A 20,708-nucleotide genomic window follows, 5' to 3' on the forward strand; every position below is an offset into this window, starting at 1 on the left:
AAAGTAGGTAAGAGCTTGTTGCGATTTTACTTTTGGAGCGAACGCAGCCCGAAGTGTAAAATCCAAACAAGCTCTAAACTGCTGCTCCACACCTTAGAAATCGCTGACACTCTGTCACAAATAGTTACATTTATCTGTGTTTAAATTTGGTAATCCCGCTACTTTTATTCTATCCGAAAACGATTACAACTCATGCAAAAAACACTCGCTTTCCTCGCTGTATTGGTATTTTCTGCTCCCGTTTTGGGACAGCAATCCAATTACTATATTGATGCCGTTGCACCGGTGTACTATACGCCCGGCTCATTTGATATCCCTCCCGGCCCTGGCGACACCATCTTTATTGCAGCCGACCGGGTCAAAGCCCTCATCTTTAAGGACCTTGAGGGTAGCCTTGACCACCCTATTGTTGTCATCAATAACGGGGGGCAAGTGAATATCAATACGACTTACGGCAGTGCGATCGACTTCCGGGACTGTAAGCATATGAAACTTAGTGGCAGAGGGACAGCCACCGACCATTACGGATTCAAATTAATTGCTTCCAATTGCGGTGTTGCCTTTTCAGGACTTTCTTCCCATTGTGAGATCGAATTTGTAGAAATTGATCACGATGGGTTCTTCGGCATTATGGCTAAGAAGGACTTTGGGGGCAATCCACCCTATCCAATCCCCGTTTTTGAGCACTTAATCATCCATGACAACCTTATAAAAAATGTCACGGAAGGTATGTATATAGGGGAAACCAAGTCTCCGGGCATGGAGTTTAGGCATCTCCGTATCTTCAATAACATCACACAGAACACTGGCCGGGAAGGTATTCAGATCGCTAATGCCGTAGAGGATGTGGCGGTTTACAACAACTTCATCTGGAATGCAGGCGTAGATCATAAAAAATACCACGGCAAAAGCCTGCAAATCGGAGATAACAGCGTAGGGCGCTTTTACAATAACGTAATGATTGGAGCCTATGAGCACAGCTTTATTGCCCTGGGCTCCGGTGACATGGAGATCACCAATAACTACTGTGCCAACAGCGAGGGGGGATACATTGACAACCGGACGATCTCCACTGAAGAAGCACCGATCCTCATTGAAGGCAACTATTTCTACAATATGCAGCTCGATTATGTGATCCGTAACCTTAACGAGATCAACCCTATTGAGCTCACAGATAACCAATGGTACGGCGGCGCCTCCACCGTGTTCTACAGGAACAATTCCGGAGCCTCTGCCAATTCCACGGAGACGGGCACGACTCAGGCGCCATTTACGGTCATTAGCAACCCGAACTTGTCTGTCCCCTACCCTCAGTTCCCGGCTCCGTATCAGAACATGGGCCCTCAGCCTGGCCTTTCCTTCACCATGAATTATCTGCCTAAGCTGGACCTCCCTGAAGAGTATATGGCAGACTGGAATAAAGCCGACACCCTTGAGCTGAATGCTTACACCGCAGATGGCGATGGTATTCAGTACGACCTTTCCGGACTCCCTGCGTTCATACAGGTACAGGTATTAGCCAATGGCAGTACCCGCCTGCTTTCCAACCCTACACCGGCCGACAAAGGCGTTTACCCCATCAAGGTGGTGCTTTCAGACAACTCCCATGGCGACAAAACCCGCCTGGCGTTTGAGTATATCGTACGCAACCCTAACAACACCGCACCCCGGATTGACTTCAGTGGCAATATTCAGTTGCTCACATTAACTCAGGACCGGATTGACGTGCCTATTACCGATGCGGAGGGCGATGAGATTATCGTTTCGGTCCTCAACATTCCGGCATTTATGGTCCTTGACGAGCATAACGGCCAGCATTATCTGGCAACCGATGTGCGCTACCGGCACGCAGGGAGTATCCACACGATCAAAATCATAGCGGATGACCAATTTGGTGGCGTAGATTCTGTGGAAGTGGATATTCACGTTTTCCACAAGCAAATTGCGACCGGCACCCCGGTCATCCGGGTGAATTGCGGTGGGCCTGAACTTATAGACTTCGATTTGACCTGGGAAGACGGGTATCATCAAATCACGCCGTTTGAGATTACCACCACCCACCGTACTGGCAGCCACGGCTGGTCCGGCACCAATTCCACAGGTGCACCGGATAACCTGTTTGGCCCGTTTGCCACACAAGGCTTCTCAGGCGATCAAATGTATTGGTCTATGCCGGTGGACGAGGGCACCTACGAGGTAAACCTGTTCTTCGCAGAACGCTCGCACGACATTAATGATGAAGGCCCCATTGTCTTCGATATGCTCTTGAACGGCAACCTGGCACTCGATAATTTCAGTATTTACGCTGAAGCAGGGCTCGCTGCCTTAAAGAAAACCTTCACTGTTTCTATCTTACAAGGTGAAACGATTGACCTTGAGTTCATCGGTATTCAAAACAAGCCCAAGATCAACGGGATTGAGATCATTTATCTTTCCGGTGGCAATCAGGCTCCGGTTCTCCCACCACTTAGCAATCTCGATATCTGCACAGGGCTTGGGCAACAGCTGAGTATTCAGGCAACTGACCCGGACGCCGAGTCTGTCAAGTACCTGGTTTCCGGACTGCCTTCCTACGCAACGGCTACCTATCATCCGGATTCAGTGGTGATCGATTTTGCGCCGGCACCTGAACATGCCGGAGAGGCGCACCTGATTACCCTATTTGCAATTGATGCCCGCAATACGGCAGCAGAAGGCGAACTTTTTGCCATCATCATCGACTGCAATGGCAATGCGCTGATCGAAGCCGGCCGGGACGAAGCCGTTGCTCAGCAGGACCTTGAGCGCACGGCTTCTACGACCCGCAGCAACTTTGCGGTCCCTGCTTCTGCCACTACAGGCGTTCAGGCTTATCCTAATCCGGCAGCAGGATGGCTCGCCGTTAACGTGGACAGCCCGGCGGAAGGAAACTACGCTATTGAACTGATCGATGTTCAGGGCCGGGTACACAGCATCGCCCACACCAAAACAGAAGGTGGCCAGCATAAAATCACGATTACGCTCGACCGGGGCAACCTGCCAGCAGGCTTCTACTCCCTGCGTGCCGTATCTGACGAAGGCTGGGCATCTGCACCACAGGCTTTGATTTTGCAGTAAAAGAAAGATTCCCCTTAAACACATACAATTAGAGCGATATGGATGCATCCATATCGCTCATTTTTTTTGGCATAACCCTACCTGAGTTTATCAGAAACCCCAAATCTACACCACCCTCCGGGTCATCGGTTTTGGAGTGGCGTCCACTTTCTTAGGAGGAGCATAGCTGCGCCCCAGGAAGAGCATACGAGTCCAGCCCCAGCGATCCAGTATTTTTTCCGCCAGAATCGGCGCAAACATCCCCACTGCCAGAGAAAACAAAAAGATAGGGATGTCCTGTGAGATGCCAATACTCTTCAGTACAATACGGCCGGCTGCTGTGCCAAAGGAGTGGAACAAATAGATAGAATAGGCAAAGCTGCCAAAGTAGATCAGCCATTCCACCTTCCATTTTAGACGAAAGAACAGTATGGTCCCCGTCACACCGATCAGCAGCCCCATACCGCTTTTCTTATCCAGGTTGTACTGAATGATATCAAACCATCCCAATTGCTGAATGGCCAGCCCTGCTATAAACACCACCGCCAGTGCCCGGTTGAGCCATACATTCCCAAAGAATCCCTTAAAACGCTTTATGCCCACCCCAATCATGAAGAAAGGGAACAGGTATATCCCGCCTTTATAGCTCAGGTAGTTGGGGGACGCTTCCGGGATTACCATATCTCTTATCAACAGCAAAGCAAAGGCTACTGCTGTCCAGATTGCCCAATGCCCAAACTTGTCCAACCGCTTAAACGCATCCAGCAGGCCTACCGCCAGAAATACCCAGAAAAGCGAGGGCAAATACCAGTAGAGCGTGTAGGGGAACACGTATATTTTCCAGATTTCAGCGAGGTTCCCGGTTTTATTAGTACCCGGTACGATGTACTGCAACAGGAAGTAAGCCGTGCCCACAAAAACCATGGGATACAAAATTCGCCGTACCTTTTTCGAGGTAAAGGCTTGGTACTTTTCCAGGGAGACCGGGCGCAGTGCGTATACCCAGCCGGAAATCACCGTGAACAAAGGCATCCTCAGGTATTCGAACGTAAAGTAAAGGTGCCTCCAGCCTGAATCATCGGCTACTTTCATGCCCCCATCGGAGCCGGAACCGATCACATGCCCCATTACCACCAGAATAATTGCGAAACCGCGAAGGGTTTCTACGGAGTAGTCTTTCTTTGTGCTCACTTTGTTTAATGTTTTTTGCCTCGGGGTGCTCAGCGATTTGTTACCTGCTGCGCTTAAGCCTTGGGCAAGGTAAATGCAAAAGTGGTGCCTTCACCGACGGTGCTTTCAACACTTATTTTTCCATTGTTTTTCTGAACAAAGTCCTGAACCAGCAGCAATCCTAAGCCGCTGCCTCCTTCCTTGTTCGTGCCTTCCGTAGTGGTCTGCACATTGGGGTTGAAGATTTTGTCCAGGTTTTCCGGTGGTATGCCTACGCCGGTGTCTGCCACTTTTATGACCACCTCATCACCGTCTTCCTCTGCGGTGACGGTGATCGCGCCACCGGTGGGCGTGAATTTTGTGGCGTTGGAGATCAGGTTGCGGACAATGGCGTTGAGCATATGCAAATCAGCCATGGCCCGCAGTTCTTCCGGAATGTTGAGGTCAAGCTGAATCTTTTTGTTCTCCAGGTTGAGCTTCACCAGGCGGGCCACGCTTTCTATGGCTTCCCGCAGCTCAATAGCTTCGGGCGTAACCACCAGTGCGTCACTTTGAGACTTACCCCAGCCCAGGAGGTTCTCCAGCAGGCTCAATGCTTCATCTGTTGATTGGAGCAATTTGATTACGGTGCCCTTAAAGTCATCCTTCTTTGGATCAATTAAGCCCCGGTTGATAAAGTCCAGGCTTAGCTTAAGAGAACCAAGGGGCGAGCGCAGATCATGCCCGATGATGGAAAACATGCGCGACTTCAGGTGATTGGAGGCTGTAAGGTCAGCGGCCTGCTGTTCTACCTTTCTACGGCTTGTCAGGAGGTCAATGTGGTTTTTGATGCGGACCAGCAGCACCTTTTTATTGAAAGGCTTGGTCACATAATCCACTCCACCCAGTTCGAAACCCTTGACAATATCCTCCGTCTGATCTAACGCTGTGATGAAAATAATGGGCAGGTTTTCATTAGCCGGGTCCTTTTTGATGCGCCGGCAGACTTCAAAACCGTCAATATCCGGCATCATCACGTCAAGCAGCAGTAAGTCGGGCTGATGCGCCTCTACGGCAGCAATCCCCTCTTCACCATTGGAAGCTACAAGGGTCTCATAACCAGCTTCATCGAGGATGAATTTCAGGAGTTTCGTGTTCAGGGGGCTATCGTCCACGATTAGAATACGGGGAGCAGGGTCTGTTTGCCCTTCGGTTGCTTTCATGGGTGGTGTCTAGTTAAGCAAGTTTTTGTGCATAAGGTTTGGCTCTAAGCAGGTGGCTTAAATTTGTTACAAATTACATAAATTCGTATGATCTTCAAAAACCAGTGTACAATTGAAAGGAAAAAAGGAGGAGCGCCCCTCTTTCCCGATCAAGCCTATACAACTCAATTGCCTTACTCGTGCTCCCCTATTCAGCTTCCTGATACCAAGACTACTCTGATATTACGATCTTTTCCACCCATCGCCCTGCCTGCCCTGAAACGTCCAGTATATACATCCCGCTTTTTAGCCCGCTAACATCAATAGTAGATGCACCTTGCAAATCCGTAACCTGCTGCTGCCAAACCAATCGCCCCTGTAAATCTGCCAGGCGGATACTCAAAGGGCCCGATACCGGACCCGTTGCAGGAGATAAATGTAGCACTCCATTTCTAACTGGATTAGGATAAGCTGAAAAGGACAACGGCCGCCAGGGCACAGCTACCGTTGAAACAGGGACAGGAGGTGGCAACTTGACCTTGGCGATGAACATATTTCTATTATAAGGTGCGCCACTGCCGCCTACCCTTCCTACAAAATATACGCCTGTAGAGTCGATGGAATAAGCCTTGACAATCCCGCGAATAAAAGGCAGCCACTCATAGCTTGAAAACAGGACTCCATTGCCCTGAGCACCAACAAACTCATTTTGCACAAAGTTACTGTCCAACTGTCCGGTCTCATCCATACGCATTAGACCGAAAGTCAATCCTGAATGCTCATCATCCCAGGTAACGTAAGTCATTTCCCCTATTTGAATAGTGCTGGTTGGCTTTATAGACTCCGTCCCTCCAATGATATTTTTAATAAAGTAATCTCCTCCTAAAAAAGAAGAGTCGACCTCTCCATTCGGTAGAAGCCGGGCTATAAACACGTTTGTGGGCCAGTTAAGAAAACCAAAAGTAACGCCTCCGCAAATCACGATTTTGCCATCTGCTCGAATCTCCATCGAATAAGGTACCCCCTCTATTGAAGGAAGAGCCACCGCTCCTTCTTCCCCAAAGGAGAGATCTGCCTCTCCATCCGGGCTATGCTTAAAAACAAACATCCCGTTCTCGAGGCAATAACCATGTTCCCAGTTCAATTCGCCCGGATAGGGGTCATAGTTTATACCAGCGATTACGATACCCCCATCTGGTGCCAGTGCCATATCCGCAATCATCGGTGCCAGACAGCCACCGTAGTCCTGAGGGGTATGGTACAAAATTCCGTTATTTGCAAAAGTAGAGTCTATTCGGCCATCGGGCAAAAGTCTTACTACAAAGTGGTGGGTAGAATCCGACTCATACCAGAGTTGCCCGCCGTAGAAAGCATTCCCTCCTACCAAAATTTTCCCATCTGGTAACGAGATAGCCTCCGTTATCATTTCTTCTTTAGAGGGCAGGTCCAGAATCAGGTGCCCGCCATTTCCAAAAGTGGAATCAGGTACACCGTCAAAATCCAGTCTGGTCAAAAGCCCTACGTAATCCTGCTGCCCTGGCAGATAAGTGCACCCGCCCATTAAAAAACGGCTTTCATCGTAATTGGCGATCAGGGTACAGCTATCATTTACGTATCCAATATCTATAGTCTTACGTCCCATAGGGCCTATAGCCGTATCGTACCGGCCGTTAGGCAGCAAACGGGCCATAAGAAAATCAAGGCTGTCATTTTTTACCGTGTAGCCTCCAAGAATAATTTTACCCTCTGAGATGTGAATGGCGCCTTGGACAACGTCGTCTGCAAACTCTGTAAAAAACCCTGTAATACCATAGAATTCAAGACCCGTTACAGGTTCCCAAGAGTTAATCTCCCCAAAAGTAGAGTCGGGTACCTGAGCAGACGCTTTAAAAAGAAGTAGGTATACGAATATGATTGCAATTGAATATTTCATGAGAATAGTAAACTTGAGTAGTACCTGTCAGGAAAGATATTCGCCGAAATGAATCCAAAGTAAACAGACAATATGTCTATTGATTCCTCTACGCCCGCGTACGCTTTAGCTGTGCTCAGACGTATGGTCTAATAATTAGTCATCTTTATTGCCCAATTGTTCCGGTTCAGATCATTCCTGCCAGGCACCTGTAGTTATTGAATCTATGGTTTAACAACAAAGGTTTTATTCATTAGGCGTTCATCATCCAATTGAACATGCAGCATGTACAAGCCAGCCGGGAGGCCAGATACTGACAGGGGACTAACTTGTCCAATCAAACTTATGGCTCTAACCTCTCCTCCTGACTGTTGAATACTTTTGCCAAGCCACTTTCAAAAGGCTGCATGATTTGGACGTTTATCAAATCAGTAGCAGAACAGGAATATACCTAAAGAAAAAGACAAAAAATCTACCTCTTTAGCAGACCTCTAACAGATTAATAAATTGCCTCACCAATCTTTGTGCATAATTTACCGTAGGCTGAAAACTGGTTTTAAAACATACAGGAACGCTTCTGATTGTTACAGAAAACGCAAAAACATTATTTCGAACTCGCAAAGCAAATATAAACAATGCCGGCAAATATGGCAATTAAAACAAAATAATAACCTAAAAAATACTCAAGGCAATTACAAATATTCCTTCTAATCAAAAAATCACCCTAAATCAAAACCATTCCTACCGGATAAATGCATGCCTGTCAGCCCGAAAGGCAGCCATTCTCTTACACGTAAGCTCATTTTCTCGCTCCCCTCTTCTTTAGGCTGTTACGTAATGCCACCATGGAATTAATGATGTACAATAACTGGCAATTTATGTACCTTAGTTTCATATTATAACAGGCTCTATCTTATGAGATTCCTAATCGTAGAAGACGAATACCCCGCCGCCAAACGGCTCAGCCAGCTGATCCTGAAGATGAGGCCAGGCACTGAAATATGCGGCACTTTGGACAGCGTGGAAAGCACCCTGCAATGGCTGAAGAATAATCCAGCTCCGGATCTGGCTTTTTTCGACATACAGCTGGGGGATGGGCTGAGCTTTGATATTTTCCAGCATTCGCCCTTTATGGGGCCGGTGGTTTTCACCACTGCCTATGATCAGTACACTCTGAAGGCTTTCAAACAGGACAGCGTAGACTACCTGCTCAAGCCGATTGAGGAGGAAGAGCTGGCCGCCGCCCTGCAAAAATTCGACCGCCGGCAACAGTCGCCCAATATGCTGTCCCCGGACGTCCTGCAATCCTTGGTCAACAGCCTGTCTCAACCTCAGTACCAGTCCCGGTTTATCATTAAGATTGGGCAACAGCTGAGCTACATTGCCACTGAAGAAATCCAGTACTTTTATTCAGAAGACGGCATCGTTTTTGCGCAACTGGAAGGCAAAAAAAGGCACGCACTGGACTACACGCTGGATGCACTGGAGCCCCTGCTGGAGCCGGCGTCTTTTTTCCGCCTTAGCCGGAAGGTCATTGCTAACATTCAATCGGTACAGAAAGTAGCCCCTTTTTTCAATGGCCGGCTGCTGGTCACCCTTCGACCCGCTGCTGATTTTGAAGTAACGGTCAGCCGGGACCGGGCTTCCGACTTTAAGCGGTGGCTGGGGGCATAAGTAGTGGGGGGAAAATAAAAAACAGCCAGGCAATAATGTTACCTGGCTGTTCCAAACGATGCGCCGATTTCTTAAGATTTCTTATTGATCTCTACCTCATCCCCTTGCCCCAGGCGGGAACCGGTAGACCGCTCGTACAGGTTCTTATACCGTTCAAAGACCCCATCCGGCATACGCTTGCCATTGATGCGCAGTTTGCCCTTGCCGCTAAGCTGGAATTTGTATTCCTCGGTACTTTCAATGAATCCGTCACGTAGCATTTGCTGCTCGATGGTTTGCTTCATGCTGCCTCCTCCGGGCCGGGGAAAGCGATAGTCTGCTCCCCGGAGTTCCGGTGCGGTAAATACCTTGACCTCAGGGTGAGTCCCCCCAAGCCCAAAGCCGTCCATCTCTATTTCGACATCGTCGAAGTCATAGGTTGTAAGCCCTTTTTTACGCAGTTCCTCAAATGCTCTCTGAGTAGATTCATGGGCTTCCTCCAGGATGATCTCCATTTCTTCCGTTGACCGGAGGCCTTTCAGCATATCCTTATCGCCCGTCCAATTGAAGTCAAAGTCAATATCCTTGTCTTTGCCGTTGAAGAAGAACATATTATGGTCTTCGTCCTCGATAACCAGGCTGTCCCCTACTTCGATAATTTTCTCATCAATGCGGATGACCTGCCTGCCGTCTTTTTGTTCAACGATCACTTCCATAGGCGCGCCATTGCGCTCATCCTGTATTTCAATGATTACACTGCCATCATCGCGCTTTTCCGTGCGGACTTTTTTATCCGTGGTGCGCTCAAAGCGGAAGGTGCGTAGCCCTTCAGGTGAAGGAGGAGCTGGCGGCGATGGAGGAGCTGGCGGGGCCGGTGGTGCAGGCGCATGAGGTGTGCTCGGTGGTGCCGGGGCGGCAGGGGGTACCGGAGGAGGCGGCATATCGGCGAGCATGTCTTCCACCAAACCTTCATACTTTGGAAATTCAGCTTCCGGGATTTCCTCTCCGTCGATACTTAGTTTTGTGATTTTGCCATCTTGCAATTCCGCATCGACCGTGCGCCCGTTGTCCTCGGTTTGGAGCTGCATGATCTGACGAGGGAGGGTATCGGGTACGGCCCGGCGGGAGGCCAGGGTTGTCAATGGTAGCGGTGGCAATTCATCTAAAGCTTCCATTACTGTACGCTCAGCAGCTTCGGAACTGTTGTGTGCATAAGAGAAAGAGAAGAACAACAGGGCAGCCAGCAATAAGCCGGTAGCGGTCATTTTTTCCATGGTGTACATTTTTTGTGGTGGTTGATTGAGGATGCGCCGTACGCGCTGCAGCAGAAAAGGGCGCCCTTTCGAAGCCATGGCCATCGCCATTCTCGGATGCCGCTGAGCGGCTTCTTCAATTTTGACGAGGGCTCTTGCGTAGCCCAGGGCGTCGTCACTAAGGCCTACCGCAATATCGTCACAGCAGTTTTCCCTTTCCATGCGTACGTAGGCGGAAATCCACCAAACAGCCGGGTTGAAATAATACAGTGCCTCAATTATCGATTGCATGATATTGAGTAAATAGTCTTGCCGGTAAATATGCGCCAGCTCGTGGGCCAGTACCGCCTCCACCTGCGCCGGCGTCAGGGCATTGACCGTGCCTACCGGAATCAGGATCACGGGTTTCAACCAGCCGATCACTACCGGAGATTGCACCAGTGCAGATTCAAGCAACTGCACCCTGCGGCGCAACCGGAGACGGCGCGAAAGCGCCTGCAGCTTGCCCTGCCAGGGCTCCCCCATCGGCCGGACAGACCGGTGCCGAAGGTGCTGCACATAACCCAGCCCGGCCAGCATGCGCAGCAAAAAGAACGCTACGCCTAATAGCCAGGCAGCCACGATCAGCGGTAAATGCTGCTCGAAATAGGCCTGTGCCTGTGCCCGCCAGAAAGCAAGGCCTTGCAGTGGGGCGGCTTCGGTACTCATTGACGGGACAACGCCTTCAGCCATTGGAGCCGGAGCCGCGGCCAGACCATTCCCAGCGCCATCCGGCACCTCAAAATACAGGTAAAAGGTAGCTGCAGATACGGCGACCAGCAGCAACAGGGCTCCAATAGCCAGCCCGTACCGGAAACGGGCGGTCCGGCGCTGCGCCAAAATCATCCCACCGGCCAAGCCCAAAGCAATGAGCATGCCCTGCCAAAGGGAGTGGACGACGGTCCAGCCCAGGGCGTAAACCAGAGGATCCGCAAAAAAGTCAAGTGTGGTAGTCATAGTCGGGTGATTACTTTTTCTGCTTAGTTTCGATTTCCTCTATCAGGGCTTTGATTTCGTCCAGCTCCGCTTCGGAGGCATTGTGGTTGCCCAAAGCCTGCATGACCAGTTTCATAGCCGAGCCTTTGAAGGTGCGGTCTACAAATTGGGTCAGCAGATTGTGTTGCGTCTCCGCTTCCGTTACCGCCGGGCTGTAAATATGGGTGCGCTGCGAAGTATCGCGGTTGGCCAGCTCCTTTTCTGCCATTATCTGCATGAGCTTAAGGGTGGTCGTGTACCCTACTTCCCGGTCTTCATTCAATTGGTCATTGACAAAGCGCACGGTGGAGGGGCCATGCTCCCACAGCACCTGCAGGATTTCCAGCTCGGATTCGGTGGGCCGTATTTTTTTGTATTTACTCATTTCCCAAAGTTTAGCAGCTACTATACGAAATACTTCGTAGACAAAGATATACGAAAGCGTTCGTAATTACAAATTTTAAGTACGAAAAAATTCGTAAAAGGATATCTCTGCCTGTCAAGTGCCCGAAAAAACAGTACGGGCTACCGGTCAAAAAACAAGATCGTCACCGGCCGCCACCGAAAACCGGTCAGCCCAATAACGCCCGTACCTTTCCCCTACTCTACTATTAGAGCTTGTTGCCAACTTATTGCCCTTACTTTGAGTTCTATAAAGAGCCTTGGCAATGCGTAAGGTTGCTTCCATTCAAATACTAATCTATGCGGTTACTAACTTTCGTACTGACATCCGGCTTCCTGCTCATGGCTTGCGGCGATGCACCGGTCACCAATTCCACGGGTTTAGCAGACCAATCCAGGCCCGATTCAACAGAGCTGGCCACCACTGTCATTGCCCGACAAGCCCCTATGCCCGATTGCCCCGTCAACGGAAAGGTCCTTGAAGGCAACACGTATTATAGCGTTTCCCAAGACCTCTTCATTGCTATTACCGCAGATAGTACCACCCGGGATGAGCAGTTGGGAGCAAGCCACCGGAAACTACTGGTCTACAACGCCAACAACTGCCAGCTGATAGAGCAGGAAACGCTTCCGGTAGACCGCTCCCCTGACTTTAATTACCAGATTGCAGATATCAACTACAATAGTTCAGCGCAGCAACTGGCTATCCGGGGCACTACGCAGCTTTATGTGTATGATTTGCAACAGAAAACCCTGACGGGGCCGTTTAAGCCTCAGTTTAGCAGCGAGCGGTACGGCATCGATGCCCAGTCAGGCAACATTCAGCAACTCGAAGTATGGGAGTCGTACCTCATTGGTTACGTTCAGGATTATGGCGCCTTCGTCTTCAAACTGAATGACAAAGACCAGCCCGTGCCGGTCTTCCCTATGGCGGAATATCAGGATGAGATGGATTCCTACAGCCAGGCTTTTTTGTTGCCTTCTGACCGGGGGGCGCAGGTCATCCTCCCTACGTTCAACCGCCGCGACCGTTTGTTCCGAATCAATCCGGTTTTTGAGCAGCCTGTGGCTTTGGACCCCCAAACCGTTGCGACGGCTCAGGACAATCGTTTTTTGCTACTGCGGGAAAATGACGGGAATGAACGCGCCATCGTTATCGATTTAAAAAAACGGGAACGAGCCGATCTCCCCGCTGATATTGAGAGGAAGGGCAATGAGGATATCCTGGACTGGATGGAAGTCATGCAATAAGCGCCCCTTTGCCGGAGTCAAACACCGCCCGGCTGCCATCCGGCCGCTGGGGGCATATTTCTTAAAAAAGAGCATTTAAAACCCCTCTCATTATGCGGCTGTTTCTGGCCCTGTGCCTTTTTTGCTGTTCTTTCACCCTCACCGCTCAGGGCAAGATGACCCTACGCAAAATGGAAAAGGCTTTCCAAAAAGCTGACATTTCCTACGAAGGAGACCCGGGAGCATGGCTGCTGTATACGCAAGACCACATCCTGCTCGTCCTTTCTGACCCGGGCAGCAACCGCATGCGCATCTTCACTCCGATTATCGAAGCGGCGGATGCGAGACCCCTGCACCTCGAGAAGATGCTGCGCGCCAACTTCCACTCTGCCCTCGATGCCAAGTACAGCATCCACGATGGATTTGTTGTCAGTGTTTTCACGCACCCTTTAAAGGAACTCAGCCGGGAGCAGTTGCTGAATGCCATTGACCAGGTCATCGCTTTGTCCAAAACGTTTGGCACGACTTACTCCAGCACAGACCTGCACTTTGGCGAGCCCGATGAACAGGGAGAACTGGAAGAAAAACAAAAGACCGGTAAACGGACCTGACTGGCCTGACCAACCAACCGGCAAAATGATGCTTTCAATCGTCACAGCATCTGCAATATGATCCCAACCGCCCTTAAAACGAAGGCGCTATAGCTTTGTAATGGGCCGCTAATCCCTAATAAAAACCTATTTAGACCTTTTTTAAAGAGCTATGATTTTATCAAATAAGTTGTTGGACAAATAAAAATTTCATATTTTTAATCTTTCTTAGTCAATACCTTCATAGGTGTTATCCTTATTTAAGGAGCAAAACCACCGTTTATTAAAATTTGATCAATGGCAAATCTTCTCTGGCTACAGGGCGGGGCGTGTAGTGGTAACACTATGTCCTTTCTTAACGCCGAAGAGCCGACGATACCCGAGCTGGTAGTCGATTTCGGCATCAACATCCTCTGGCACCCAAGCATTGGGTTGGAAATAGGCGACCAGGTAACTGACCTGATGAACGACATAAAAGCCGGAAAAACCCAATTAGACATTTTAGTTTTTGAAGGAAGTTTGATTCAGGGCCCCAACGGCACCGGGACGATGAACTACTTTGCAGAACGCCCCATGATCGACTGGGTGAAAGAGCTGAGTGATATAGCCGGCTTTGTTGTCGCTATCGGTGATTGTGCCACCTGGGGAGGGATCCCCGCAGTCCCCCCAAATCCCAGCGAAAGTACAGGGATGCAATTCCATAAGAAAGCAAAAGGAGGCTTGCTAGGACCAGACTTCAAGTCAAAGGGAGGTTTGCCGGTAATTAACATACCGGGCTGCCCTGCTCATCCTGATTGGGTGACTCAAATTCTGGTAGCGATCAGTACCGGCAGGGTTGGTGACGTCTTGATCGATGATTATCACCGGCCAAAGACCTTCTTCACTGATTTCGTACAAACCGGCTGCCCCAATGCTATAAGTTTTGCCCAGAAAATGGACGGACATTTTGGCAAGCGTGGCGGGTGCCTGTTCTATGAAGTAGGCTGCCGCGGCCCCATGACGAGAGCAAGTTGTAACCGAATCCTATGGAACCGCCAAAGCTCCAAAACCCGGACCAATCATCCTTGTCTTGGCTGTACCGAACCAGGGTTCCCGCATCACGATTTGGTCAAAGGATCCGTTCTTAAAACCATGAAGCATCTGGGTTTTTTACCCAAGGACGTCCCCGCAGGGGTATCCAAACTCGCTTACTACACCCGAGCTGGGTTTGAGAAAGTACTTGGTAGTCTGGAAAGGGCAACCGGTACCATGCAGGAACACTTCGAAACCAGTAAATAACCTTTAAGCGACCTCACTATGTCAACAGTAAAAGAGCTAAATATCAGCCCGGTCGGGCGCGTGGAGGGAGACCTAGACGTGAAAGTATATATGGAAGGTGGCGTTGTCACTAAAGCCCATACCCAGGCAGCAATGTTTCGTGGGTTTGAACAGATTATGGCGGGGAAAGACCCCCAGTCCGGACTGATCGTAACGCCACGTATTTGTGGGATCTGTGGCGGCAGCCACTTATATTGCGCTTCTTCTGCGCTGGATACCATTTGGAAAACGCAACTGACGCCCAACGCGCTACTGCTTCGTGCAATCGGGCAGGCAACGGAAACGCTTCAGAGTATTCCGCGTTGGTTCTACGCTATTTTTGCCACAGATTTGGCGAACAAAAAATTTGCCCATCACCCGCTCTACCCGGAAGTCACTAAACGATTTGCCGCTTACGTAGGGACCTCCTTCCAAAGAGGGGTAGTTGCCTCCGGGCGACCGGTGGAAGTCTATGCGTTATTCGGAGGGCAGTGGCCCCACTCTTCTTATATGGTGCCTGGTGGCGTCATGTGTGCACCTACCCTCAAGGATATCACTCGGGCAACGGCCATCTTGAATCAATTTCGCAACGATTGGCTGGAACCCGTTTGGCTGGGTTGCTCTATCGAACGGTACTTGCAAATCAAAAGTTGGGATGACTTGATGGAATGGGTAGAAGAAAACGAAAGTCAGAAAAACTCTGACCTCGGACTCTTTATTCGTGCCTCTATTGAATTCGGGCTTGATAAATTCGGTAAAGGGGTGGGTAAATTCCTTGCCTATGGCACCTATTTGCATAAAGACCTCTACAATAATCCTACCGTAGAGGGCCGGCAAAGCGCTGTGATCAGCCCGGGTGGATTCTATGATGGAAAAAAATTCCATGAAATGGACCATCTCAAGATACAGGAACACGTTGGCCGCGCCTGGTACGAAGATGTCCCGGCCGCTCACCCCTGGGACGAACCACTGCCAACACCAATGGAAAGCCAAACCATGCACGATACCAATTGGGAAGGTAAATACAGTTGGAGTAAAGCACCACGCTATGATAACCACGCCGCCGAAGCGGGGCCCCTTAGCCGGGTCATCATGGCCGGAAACCCTGATAACCTCGATCATCAGATCAAAGATCCTTTGTTCCTCGATATCATGGATAAGATGGGCCCAAGTGTCTTTACACGCTCTCTGGCGAGGACGCACGAAGCTCCACGCATTTATACTCAAATCATGGAGTGGTTGACTCAAGTTGATCTGGACGGAGAGTTCTACATCAAGCCAGAAGAACGTGATGGCAAGGGTTGGGGAGCTACCGAAGCCGCTCGTGGTGCATTGGCCCACTGGGTAGAAATCAAAAACGGGGTAATCGAGAATTATCAGGTTATGGCTCCAACGACCTGGAACGTCGGCCCTAATGACGACGAAGGGCAAGTCGGCCCTATCGAAGCCGCACTGGAAGGTATCGAAGTGGAAGACCCACATGATCCGGTAGAAGTTGGCATGGTTGCCCGCTCGTTTGACTCCTGTCTGGTATGCACCGTTCACGCCCACGATGCTAAGAATGGTGAAGAAATGGCACGATTTAAATTGTAAACGTTTTAGAGTACGTTTGGAGGTACTTTCTACTGAAAAAACCTCCAGACCTACTCTAAACAGCTTTTTTAAGCCGGTAAAGTCTAAACGCATTATGAATGCTAAAAAAACCGCGTTGCTAGGCTTCGGAAATCCAGCCCGCAGCGACGACGGCGTTGGCTGTTACGTCATTCAGCAGCTAAAAGAGAAGTACCCCGAACGGGAAGAACTGACCATTCTCGATATGGGCACTTCCGCCTTCGAGGTGCTATTCCAACTTAAAGGAAACGAAAGGATCATCTTTGTTGATGGAGTTATCAATACCGGAGAACCTGATGGTACTTTATACCACCTTCCAGCAAGCGAAATCAATGCCGCTGTTCAGGATGACCCAATGGTGTTTCTGCATAGTCTGAAATGGGACCAAGCCCTTAGCTACGCCAAAAAAATTCTTCAGGATGAGTACCCTGATGACATAGGTGTATACTTGGTCTCCATTACCAATACTAAATTAGATATTGGGATGAGCCCGGAGGTGATTGCCGGTGGTGACCGACTCATTGATATCATTTCAGCACGTCTGGACGAAGGGTCTAACCAAGCCACCGACAACAATCATGAAGCGGTGACGAATCGTGTGTAGCAGACTTGATGGATTATGGGGCTTGTTGGATAAAACAATTAGCCTTTTCTCCAATAAGGAAGAGGATAAAAGGCCGCTTTGCCACCTAAAATTCGCTCAATCCATCAAATCTCTAATCACTAAAAGCGATAAAAAATCTATCAAATGGAACGTATTTTTCACCAGGATTTGCTTTCCGAATTTGCCGATATCGCTCCTGGTTTAGACGGCGATCAGGTGCGCCTCAACCGGCAGCATTTATGGTTGAGTGGCGGCCTGGCTAAACGCGTTTTCAACAATGAGCGACAAGTGTATACGGTATACTATCCCCAACGGAAAGCTTTACTTATAGCACCGATGTCTAATGACGCTTTCAAGACTATACATCAATGCAGTCTGGTCATGCTTAAGGACCGTAATATGCAGGGCGACAAATCCCTGAGCCTACAGGAGATCATTATCGACAACGGCTTAGATGAAGAAGATCGTCCGCTGGCTTTTTCGACGATAGAAGGTTTACAATTACTTCAGGTCATACTTGGTAGTGATGAGTAAGAGCGTTTTGGGATTTTGGTCTTCTCGCCGAAAAAAATCATTTTTTTGATTAGGCGAGGTACGGAAACCGGAGTTTAGCCTTAGCTAAATAAGGGTTTACGGAACGTAGTATAATCAAAAAGCGTCCCGCCGCACCGGAACAGACGGATTACTAAAGTCCCAGCACGCTCTAAAACAGCCTTCTCTAGCAATCTTTTGGCCAAGCTGCTTTAGCACACTTTTAATTGACTTTATGCACGGAATGATTAGCGACAACAAAATGCTAAGCTGTGAGCGATAAAACTGGAGATCAAAAGGACCTCGGATTTTTGGGTGAACAAGCAGGCTGGCTCAAAAAATGTCTGGTTACGCATAAAATCAAAGAGGAAAAGGGAAGATTTTGGGTGGTTATGGTTTTTACCGACCGTGATGACCCTTTAAAGAAACTGGTCCGCCCGATCAACGACTACCCAAGCCGCCAAAAAGCCGAATGGCACGCCAATATTTTTCAACGACAAATCAGCGCCGATCCCCGTGATCCGCGCCCTAAGGAACAACCTGATGCTAACGATATACGCCGCAACTAAATACCACGAGCAACTGACCGCTATTATTCAAAGCGAAGACCGATTGGACGAGTTGGTCCACCTCGTAGATTATCTGGAAGAAAAACCAGTTTCCAGTGCTTTGAATCTAATTGTCAAGGGCGATGCCATCTTTCCACTCCTGGACTGGTCTGATGTCATGCCCCCCTACTTGCTTACAGAAAAGCTGGACTTACAGCCCGAATATTTATTAGCGCTGCTGTACAGCCGGTTAAACAACTACGAAAGGGTATACCATTTTCTGGCAACCACGGACCCCAGCCTGAATCACGAACTGGATATCTACAACCGCCTTCAACACGGCCTTACGATTGATGCTAACGATTTACCTTCAAGCCTTGAGCATTTTGACGAATACCGCCTGATGCATAACCATGCGGTAATTCGCCATTACGGGATGGAGAAAGTAGACCCTGAGCAAACCAAGTACTATTACCTACAAGCACTGGAAACGGCTCCGGGCGGAGAACATCTTGCATATACGGCTCGGCAATTCGGGATGCTGTTGATGGATCTGGGAGAATTTCAGGATGCGATTCGCGTCTTGCGGATTGGACTGGCCAGCGTAGCTTCCGAAGCTGGAAAAACGGCATTGCGTTATTCGTTGTGCCAGGCACGAATGTCCCTGGTCGGCCCGGCGTTCGATACGAATCAGCTGGAAGAGATCAAGCATGATCTTTGGCTGGTACTGGAAGCCTTTGAAAAGCAGGACCGCCCAATGGATACCGCTATGGTATTAATGGATGCAGGAACGATCTGCCACCACGAAAAAAGCTGGAGCGAAGGACTCGGCTATCTGAGCCGGGCAATCACACTATTGGAAGAAGAAGAGCAGGCGGCACTAATAGTCGCGGATGCTTACCTGCGCAAGGGAAGTTTACTCTTCAGCTGGGCGCAAGATGGCAACCCTCAGTTCTATCGTAAAGCCGCAGAGGCTCTGCAAAAGGCTGCTAAGAGCTTCACCCGCGAAAAAGCGCCGATGATCTACGCAGATATTCAACAAAAATTAGGCCTTATTTACACCGAGATTCCTGATGAGGAGCAAAAGAAGGGGATCTGGGCAGCGGTGTCCAGTACAGCTTTCCAGGAAGCGCTGAGTATTCTAAACAAGGAAGAGCATCCTCGGGAGTACGCCATGGTTTGTAATCATTACGGTAATGCACTTATCAAATATCCGGAAGCAAAGTTGACGGATAATGTAGAAAAGGCGCTCTACTTTTATCAGGAAGCCCTGAAACTCAGGCCGGCGGGTTCCATGCCACTGGAAAGGTCAATAACCCTGCTGAATTACCTGGAAGGGCAATGGTTTTTAGGGATGCCCGAGGACACCTTCGACGAGCTTCGATTCAATGATATGGTAGATAAAGCAAAGGAGGTCATCGCTATTTCCCCCAACCCGGAGTTGGTCGTTGAAGCAGAAAACCACTTACAGAAATTACATCAGCTTAAAGCTGCTTACGCTTGATATTATGCATGAAGTATCACTGGTCAGAACGATATCCGCTACCCTGGAAACCGAATTTTCCAAAGAAGAGCTATCCCGCTTAACGGAGATCAGTTTGCGCGTTGGGGTGCTTTCTAATGTACAGCCGATCCTGATGCAAAATGCTTTTGCTGCAGTACAGGAAGGAGAAGGGAAATTTAAAGGTGTCCGCCTTCAAATTGAGGTCCTGCCGGTTCGGGTGCGCTGCGAAGTCTGTACCCACGAAAGTGAGATCCACGACTACAAATTTGCCTGCGCCAATTGTGGCAGGCCCACCAGTAACGTCATTCAGGGGAATGAATTATTAATCCATAAGGTAGAATTTGCAGACCCCATCACATCTCCTGCTACTGGTTAATTTTTCCAGGCTATCTTGTCCATTCAAAAAGAATCATCATGAATACTACCCAAAAATCTAATCGGATGGCTCGCGGTTCCGTCAACTGCGACAATACCACCATGCACCTGCTCAAAGCCAACGATTTCGTGGCGGAGCAAATCCGAAAGCAGGTAGCTGAAAAACAAATCCTATTGGTCAACATCACCTCTAGTCCGGGAAGTGGTAAAACCTCTTTGCTACAGGAAACGGCCCGACGCTTGGGTGACCGGATAAAGATGAAAGTACTGGTGGGGGATCTCGAGACCGAACGGGATGCCGACCGGCTAAAAGAGGTTGGGCTCGATGCCCTGCAAATTGTCACCGGAGGCATCTGTCACCTTGAAGCTCAAATGGTTTGGCAGGCGATGGAACAACTCGATTTGAGTGATACCGACGTGCTAATCGTTGAAAATGTAGGCAACCTGGTCTGCCCGGCAGCTTTTGATCTGGGGGAAGACTATCGGGTAACACTCATTGCGGTCACGGAAGGAGATGACAAGCCCAAAAAATACCCCCGGATGTTCCTGACTTCCGAAGTGATGGTGATTTCCAAATGCGACTTGTTGCCTTATTTACCGTTTTCGGTAGATGCTGTCGTCAAGGATGCACTCGATATCAACCCCACCATTGATGTACTCGAATTATCCAGTCTCAAGGGAGACGGCATGGATGCCTGGTGTGACTGGCTACTAACCAAAACGGCTGAAAAAAAGGCGGGAAGCCTGACCAAAACCTAA

General features: G+C 49.3%; 17 protein-coding genes. 12 read left to right on the forward strand and 5 right to left on the reverse strand.

Going from position 1 to position 20,708, the window contains the following annotated elements:
* Positions 1 to 192 precede the first annotated feature (192 nt).
* The gene (locus RIC19_RS10895) at positions 193 to 3,096 is read left to right on the forward strand and encodes a malectin domain-containing carbohydrate-binding protein (protein ID WP_350178347.1); all 2,904 of its coding nucleotides are present in this window, start codon (positions 193 to 195) and stop codon (positions 3,094 to 3,096) included.
* 105 nt (positions 3,097 to 3,201) lie between these two features.
* On the opposite strand, the gene RIC19_RS10900 is transcribed toward RIC19_RS10895, so the two are convergent.
* From RIC19_RS10900 to RIC19_RS10910, 3 genes are all read right to left on the reverse strand, one after another.
* A complete protein-coding gene (locus RIC19_RS10900; RefSeq protein ID WP_350178348.1) occupies positions 3,202 to 4,266 on the reverse strand; it encodes an acyltransferase family protein in 1,065 nt (354 codons plus the stop codon).
* A 53-nt stretch (positions 4,267 to 4,319) separates the two neighbouring features.
* Positions 4,320 to 5,447, reverse strand: coding sequence for a hybrid sensor histidine kinase/response regulator (locus RIC19_RS10905; protein WP_350178349.1), 1,128 nt, complete (start codon positions 5,445 to 5,447; stop codon positions 4,320 to 4,322).
* A 211-nt stretch (positions 5,448 to 5,658) separates the two neighbouring features.
* Entirely contained in the window at positions 5,659 to 7,359 is a 1,701-nt protein-coding gene (locus RIC19_RS10910; RefSeq protein WP_350178350.1) for a T9SS type A sorting domain-containing protein, read from the reverse strand.
* Between the two features lie 894 nt (positions 7,360 to 8,253).
* Between RIC19_RS10910 and RIC19_RS10915 the strand changes: the two genes are divergently transcribed.
* Entirely contained in the window at positions 8,254 to 9,012 is a 759-nt protein-coding gene (locus tag RIC19_RS10915; RefSeq protein ID WP_350178351.1) for a LytR/AlgR family response regulator transcription factor, read from the forward strand.
* 71 nt (positions 9,013 to 9,083) lie between these two features.
* Here the strand turns inward: RIC19_RS10915 and RIC19_RS10920 are convergent, their stop codons facing one another.
* Both RIC19_RS10920 and RIC19_RS10925 read right to left on the reverse strand, forming a co-directional pair.
* A complete protein-coding gene (locus RIC19_RS10920; protein WP_350178352.1) occupies positions 9,084 to 11,240 on the reverse strand; it encodes a M56 family metallopeptidase in 2,157 nt (718 codons plus the stop codon).
* A 10-nt stretch (positions 11,241 to 11,250) separates the two neighbouring features.
* Complete coding sequence (locus RIC19_RS10925) at positions 11,251 to 11,643, reverse strand: BlaI/MecI/CopY family transcriptional regulator (RefSeq protein ID WP_350178353.1); 393 nt, start codon at positions 11,641 to 11,643, stop codon at positions 11,251 to 11,253.
* Between the two features lie 317 nt (positions 11,644 to 11,960).
* Between RIC19_RS10925 and RIC19_RS10930 the strand changes: the two genes are divergently transcribed.
* From RIC19_RS10930 to hypB, 10 genes are all read left to right on the forward strand, one after another.
* A complete protein-coding gene (locus RIC19_RS10930; protein WP_350178354.1) occupies positions 11,961 to 12,911 on the forward strand; it encodes a hypothetical protein in 951 nt (316 codons plus the stop codon).
* A 92-nt stretch (positions 12,912 to 13,003) separates the two neighbouring features.
* Entirely contained in the window at positions 13,004 to 13,501 is a 498-nt protein-coding gene (locus RIC19_RS10935; RefSeq protein WP_350178355.1) for a type III secretion system chaperone family protein, read from the forward strand.
* Positions 13,502 to 13,777: 276 nt separating this feature from the next.
* Positions 13,778 to 14,758: an NADH-quinone oxidoreductase subunit B family protein gene (locus tag RIC19_RS10940; RefSeq protein WP_350178356.1), complete on the forward strand. Its 981-nt coding sequence runs from the start codon at positions 13,778 to 13,780 to the stop codon at positions 14,756 to 14,758.
* An 18-nt stretch (positions 14,759 to 14,776) separates the two neighbouring features.
* Positions 14,777 to 16,369: a nickel-dependent hydrogenase large subunit gene (locus tag RIC19_RS10945; RefSeq protein WP_350178357.1), complete on the forward strand. Its 1,593-nt coding sequence runs from the start codon at positions 14,777 to 14,779 to the stop codon at positions 16,367 to 16,369.
* Between the two features lie 115 nt (positions 16,370 to 16,484).
* Positions 16,485 to 16,991 (forward strand): hydrogenase maturation protease, encoded by a 507-nt coding sequence (locus RIC19_RS10950; protein ID WP_350178358.1) that lies wholly within the window; start codon positions 16,485 to 16,487, stop codon positions 16,989 to 16,991.
* A 144-nt stretch (positions 16,992 to 17,135) separates the two neighbouring features.
* Positions 17,136 to 17,525 (forward strand): hypothetical protein, encoded by a 390-nt coding sequence (locus RIC19_RS10955; RefSeq protein WP_350178359.1) that lies wholly within the window; start codon positions 17,136 to 17,138, stop codon positions 17,523 to 17,525.
* Between the two features lie 269 nt (positions 17,526 to 17,794).
* A complete protein-coding gene (locus RIC19_RS10960) occupies positions 17,795 to 18,091 on the forward strand; it encodes a hypothetical protein (protein ID WP_350178360.1) in 297 nt (98 codons plus the stop codon).
* On the forward strand, positions 18,066 to 19,574 hold the full coding sequence (locus RIC19_RS10965; RefSeq protein ID WP_350178361.1) for a hypothetical protein: 1,509 nt from the start codon (positions 18,066 to 18,068) through the stop codon (positions 19,572 to 19,574). The genes RIC19_RS10960 and RIC19_RS10965 overlap by 26 nt, the downstream gene beginning before the upstream one ends.
* A 4-nt stretch (positions 19,575 to 19,578) precedes the next feature.
* Complete coding sequence (locus RIC19_RS10970; RefSeq protein WP_350178362.1) at positions 19,579 to 19,950, forward strand: hydrogenase maturation nickel metallochaperone HypA/HybF; 372 nt, start codon at positions 19,579 to 19,581, stop codon at positions 19,948 to 19,950.
* A gap of 38 nt (positions 19,951 to 19,988) precedes the next feature.
* Positions 19,989 to 20,708, forward strand: coding sequence for a hydrogenase nickel incorporation protein HypB (gene hypB / locus RIC19_RS10975; protein ID WP_350178363.1), 720 nt, complete (start codon positions 19,989 to 19,991; stop codon positions 20,706 to 20,708).

This window comes from Phaeodactylibacter sp., assembly GCF_040219495.1.
Classification (GTDB): Bacteria; Bacteroidota; Bacteroidia; order Chitinophagales; family Saprospiraceae; genus Phaeodactylibacter.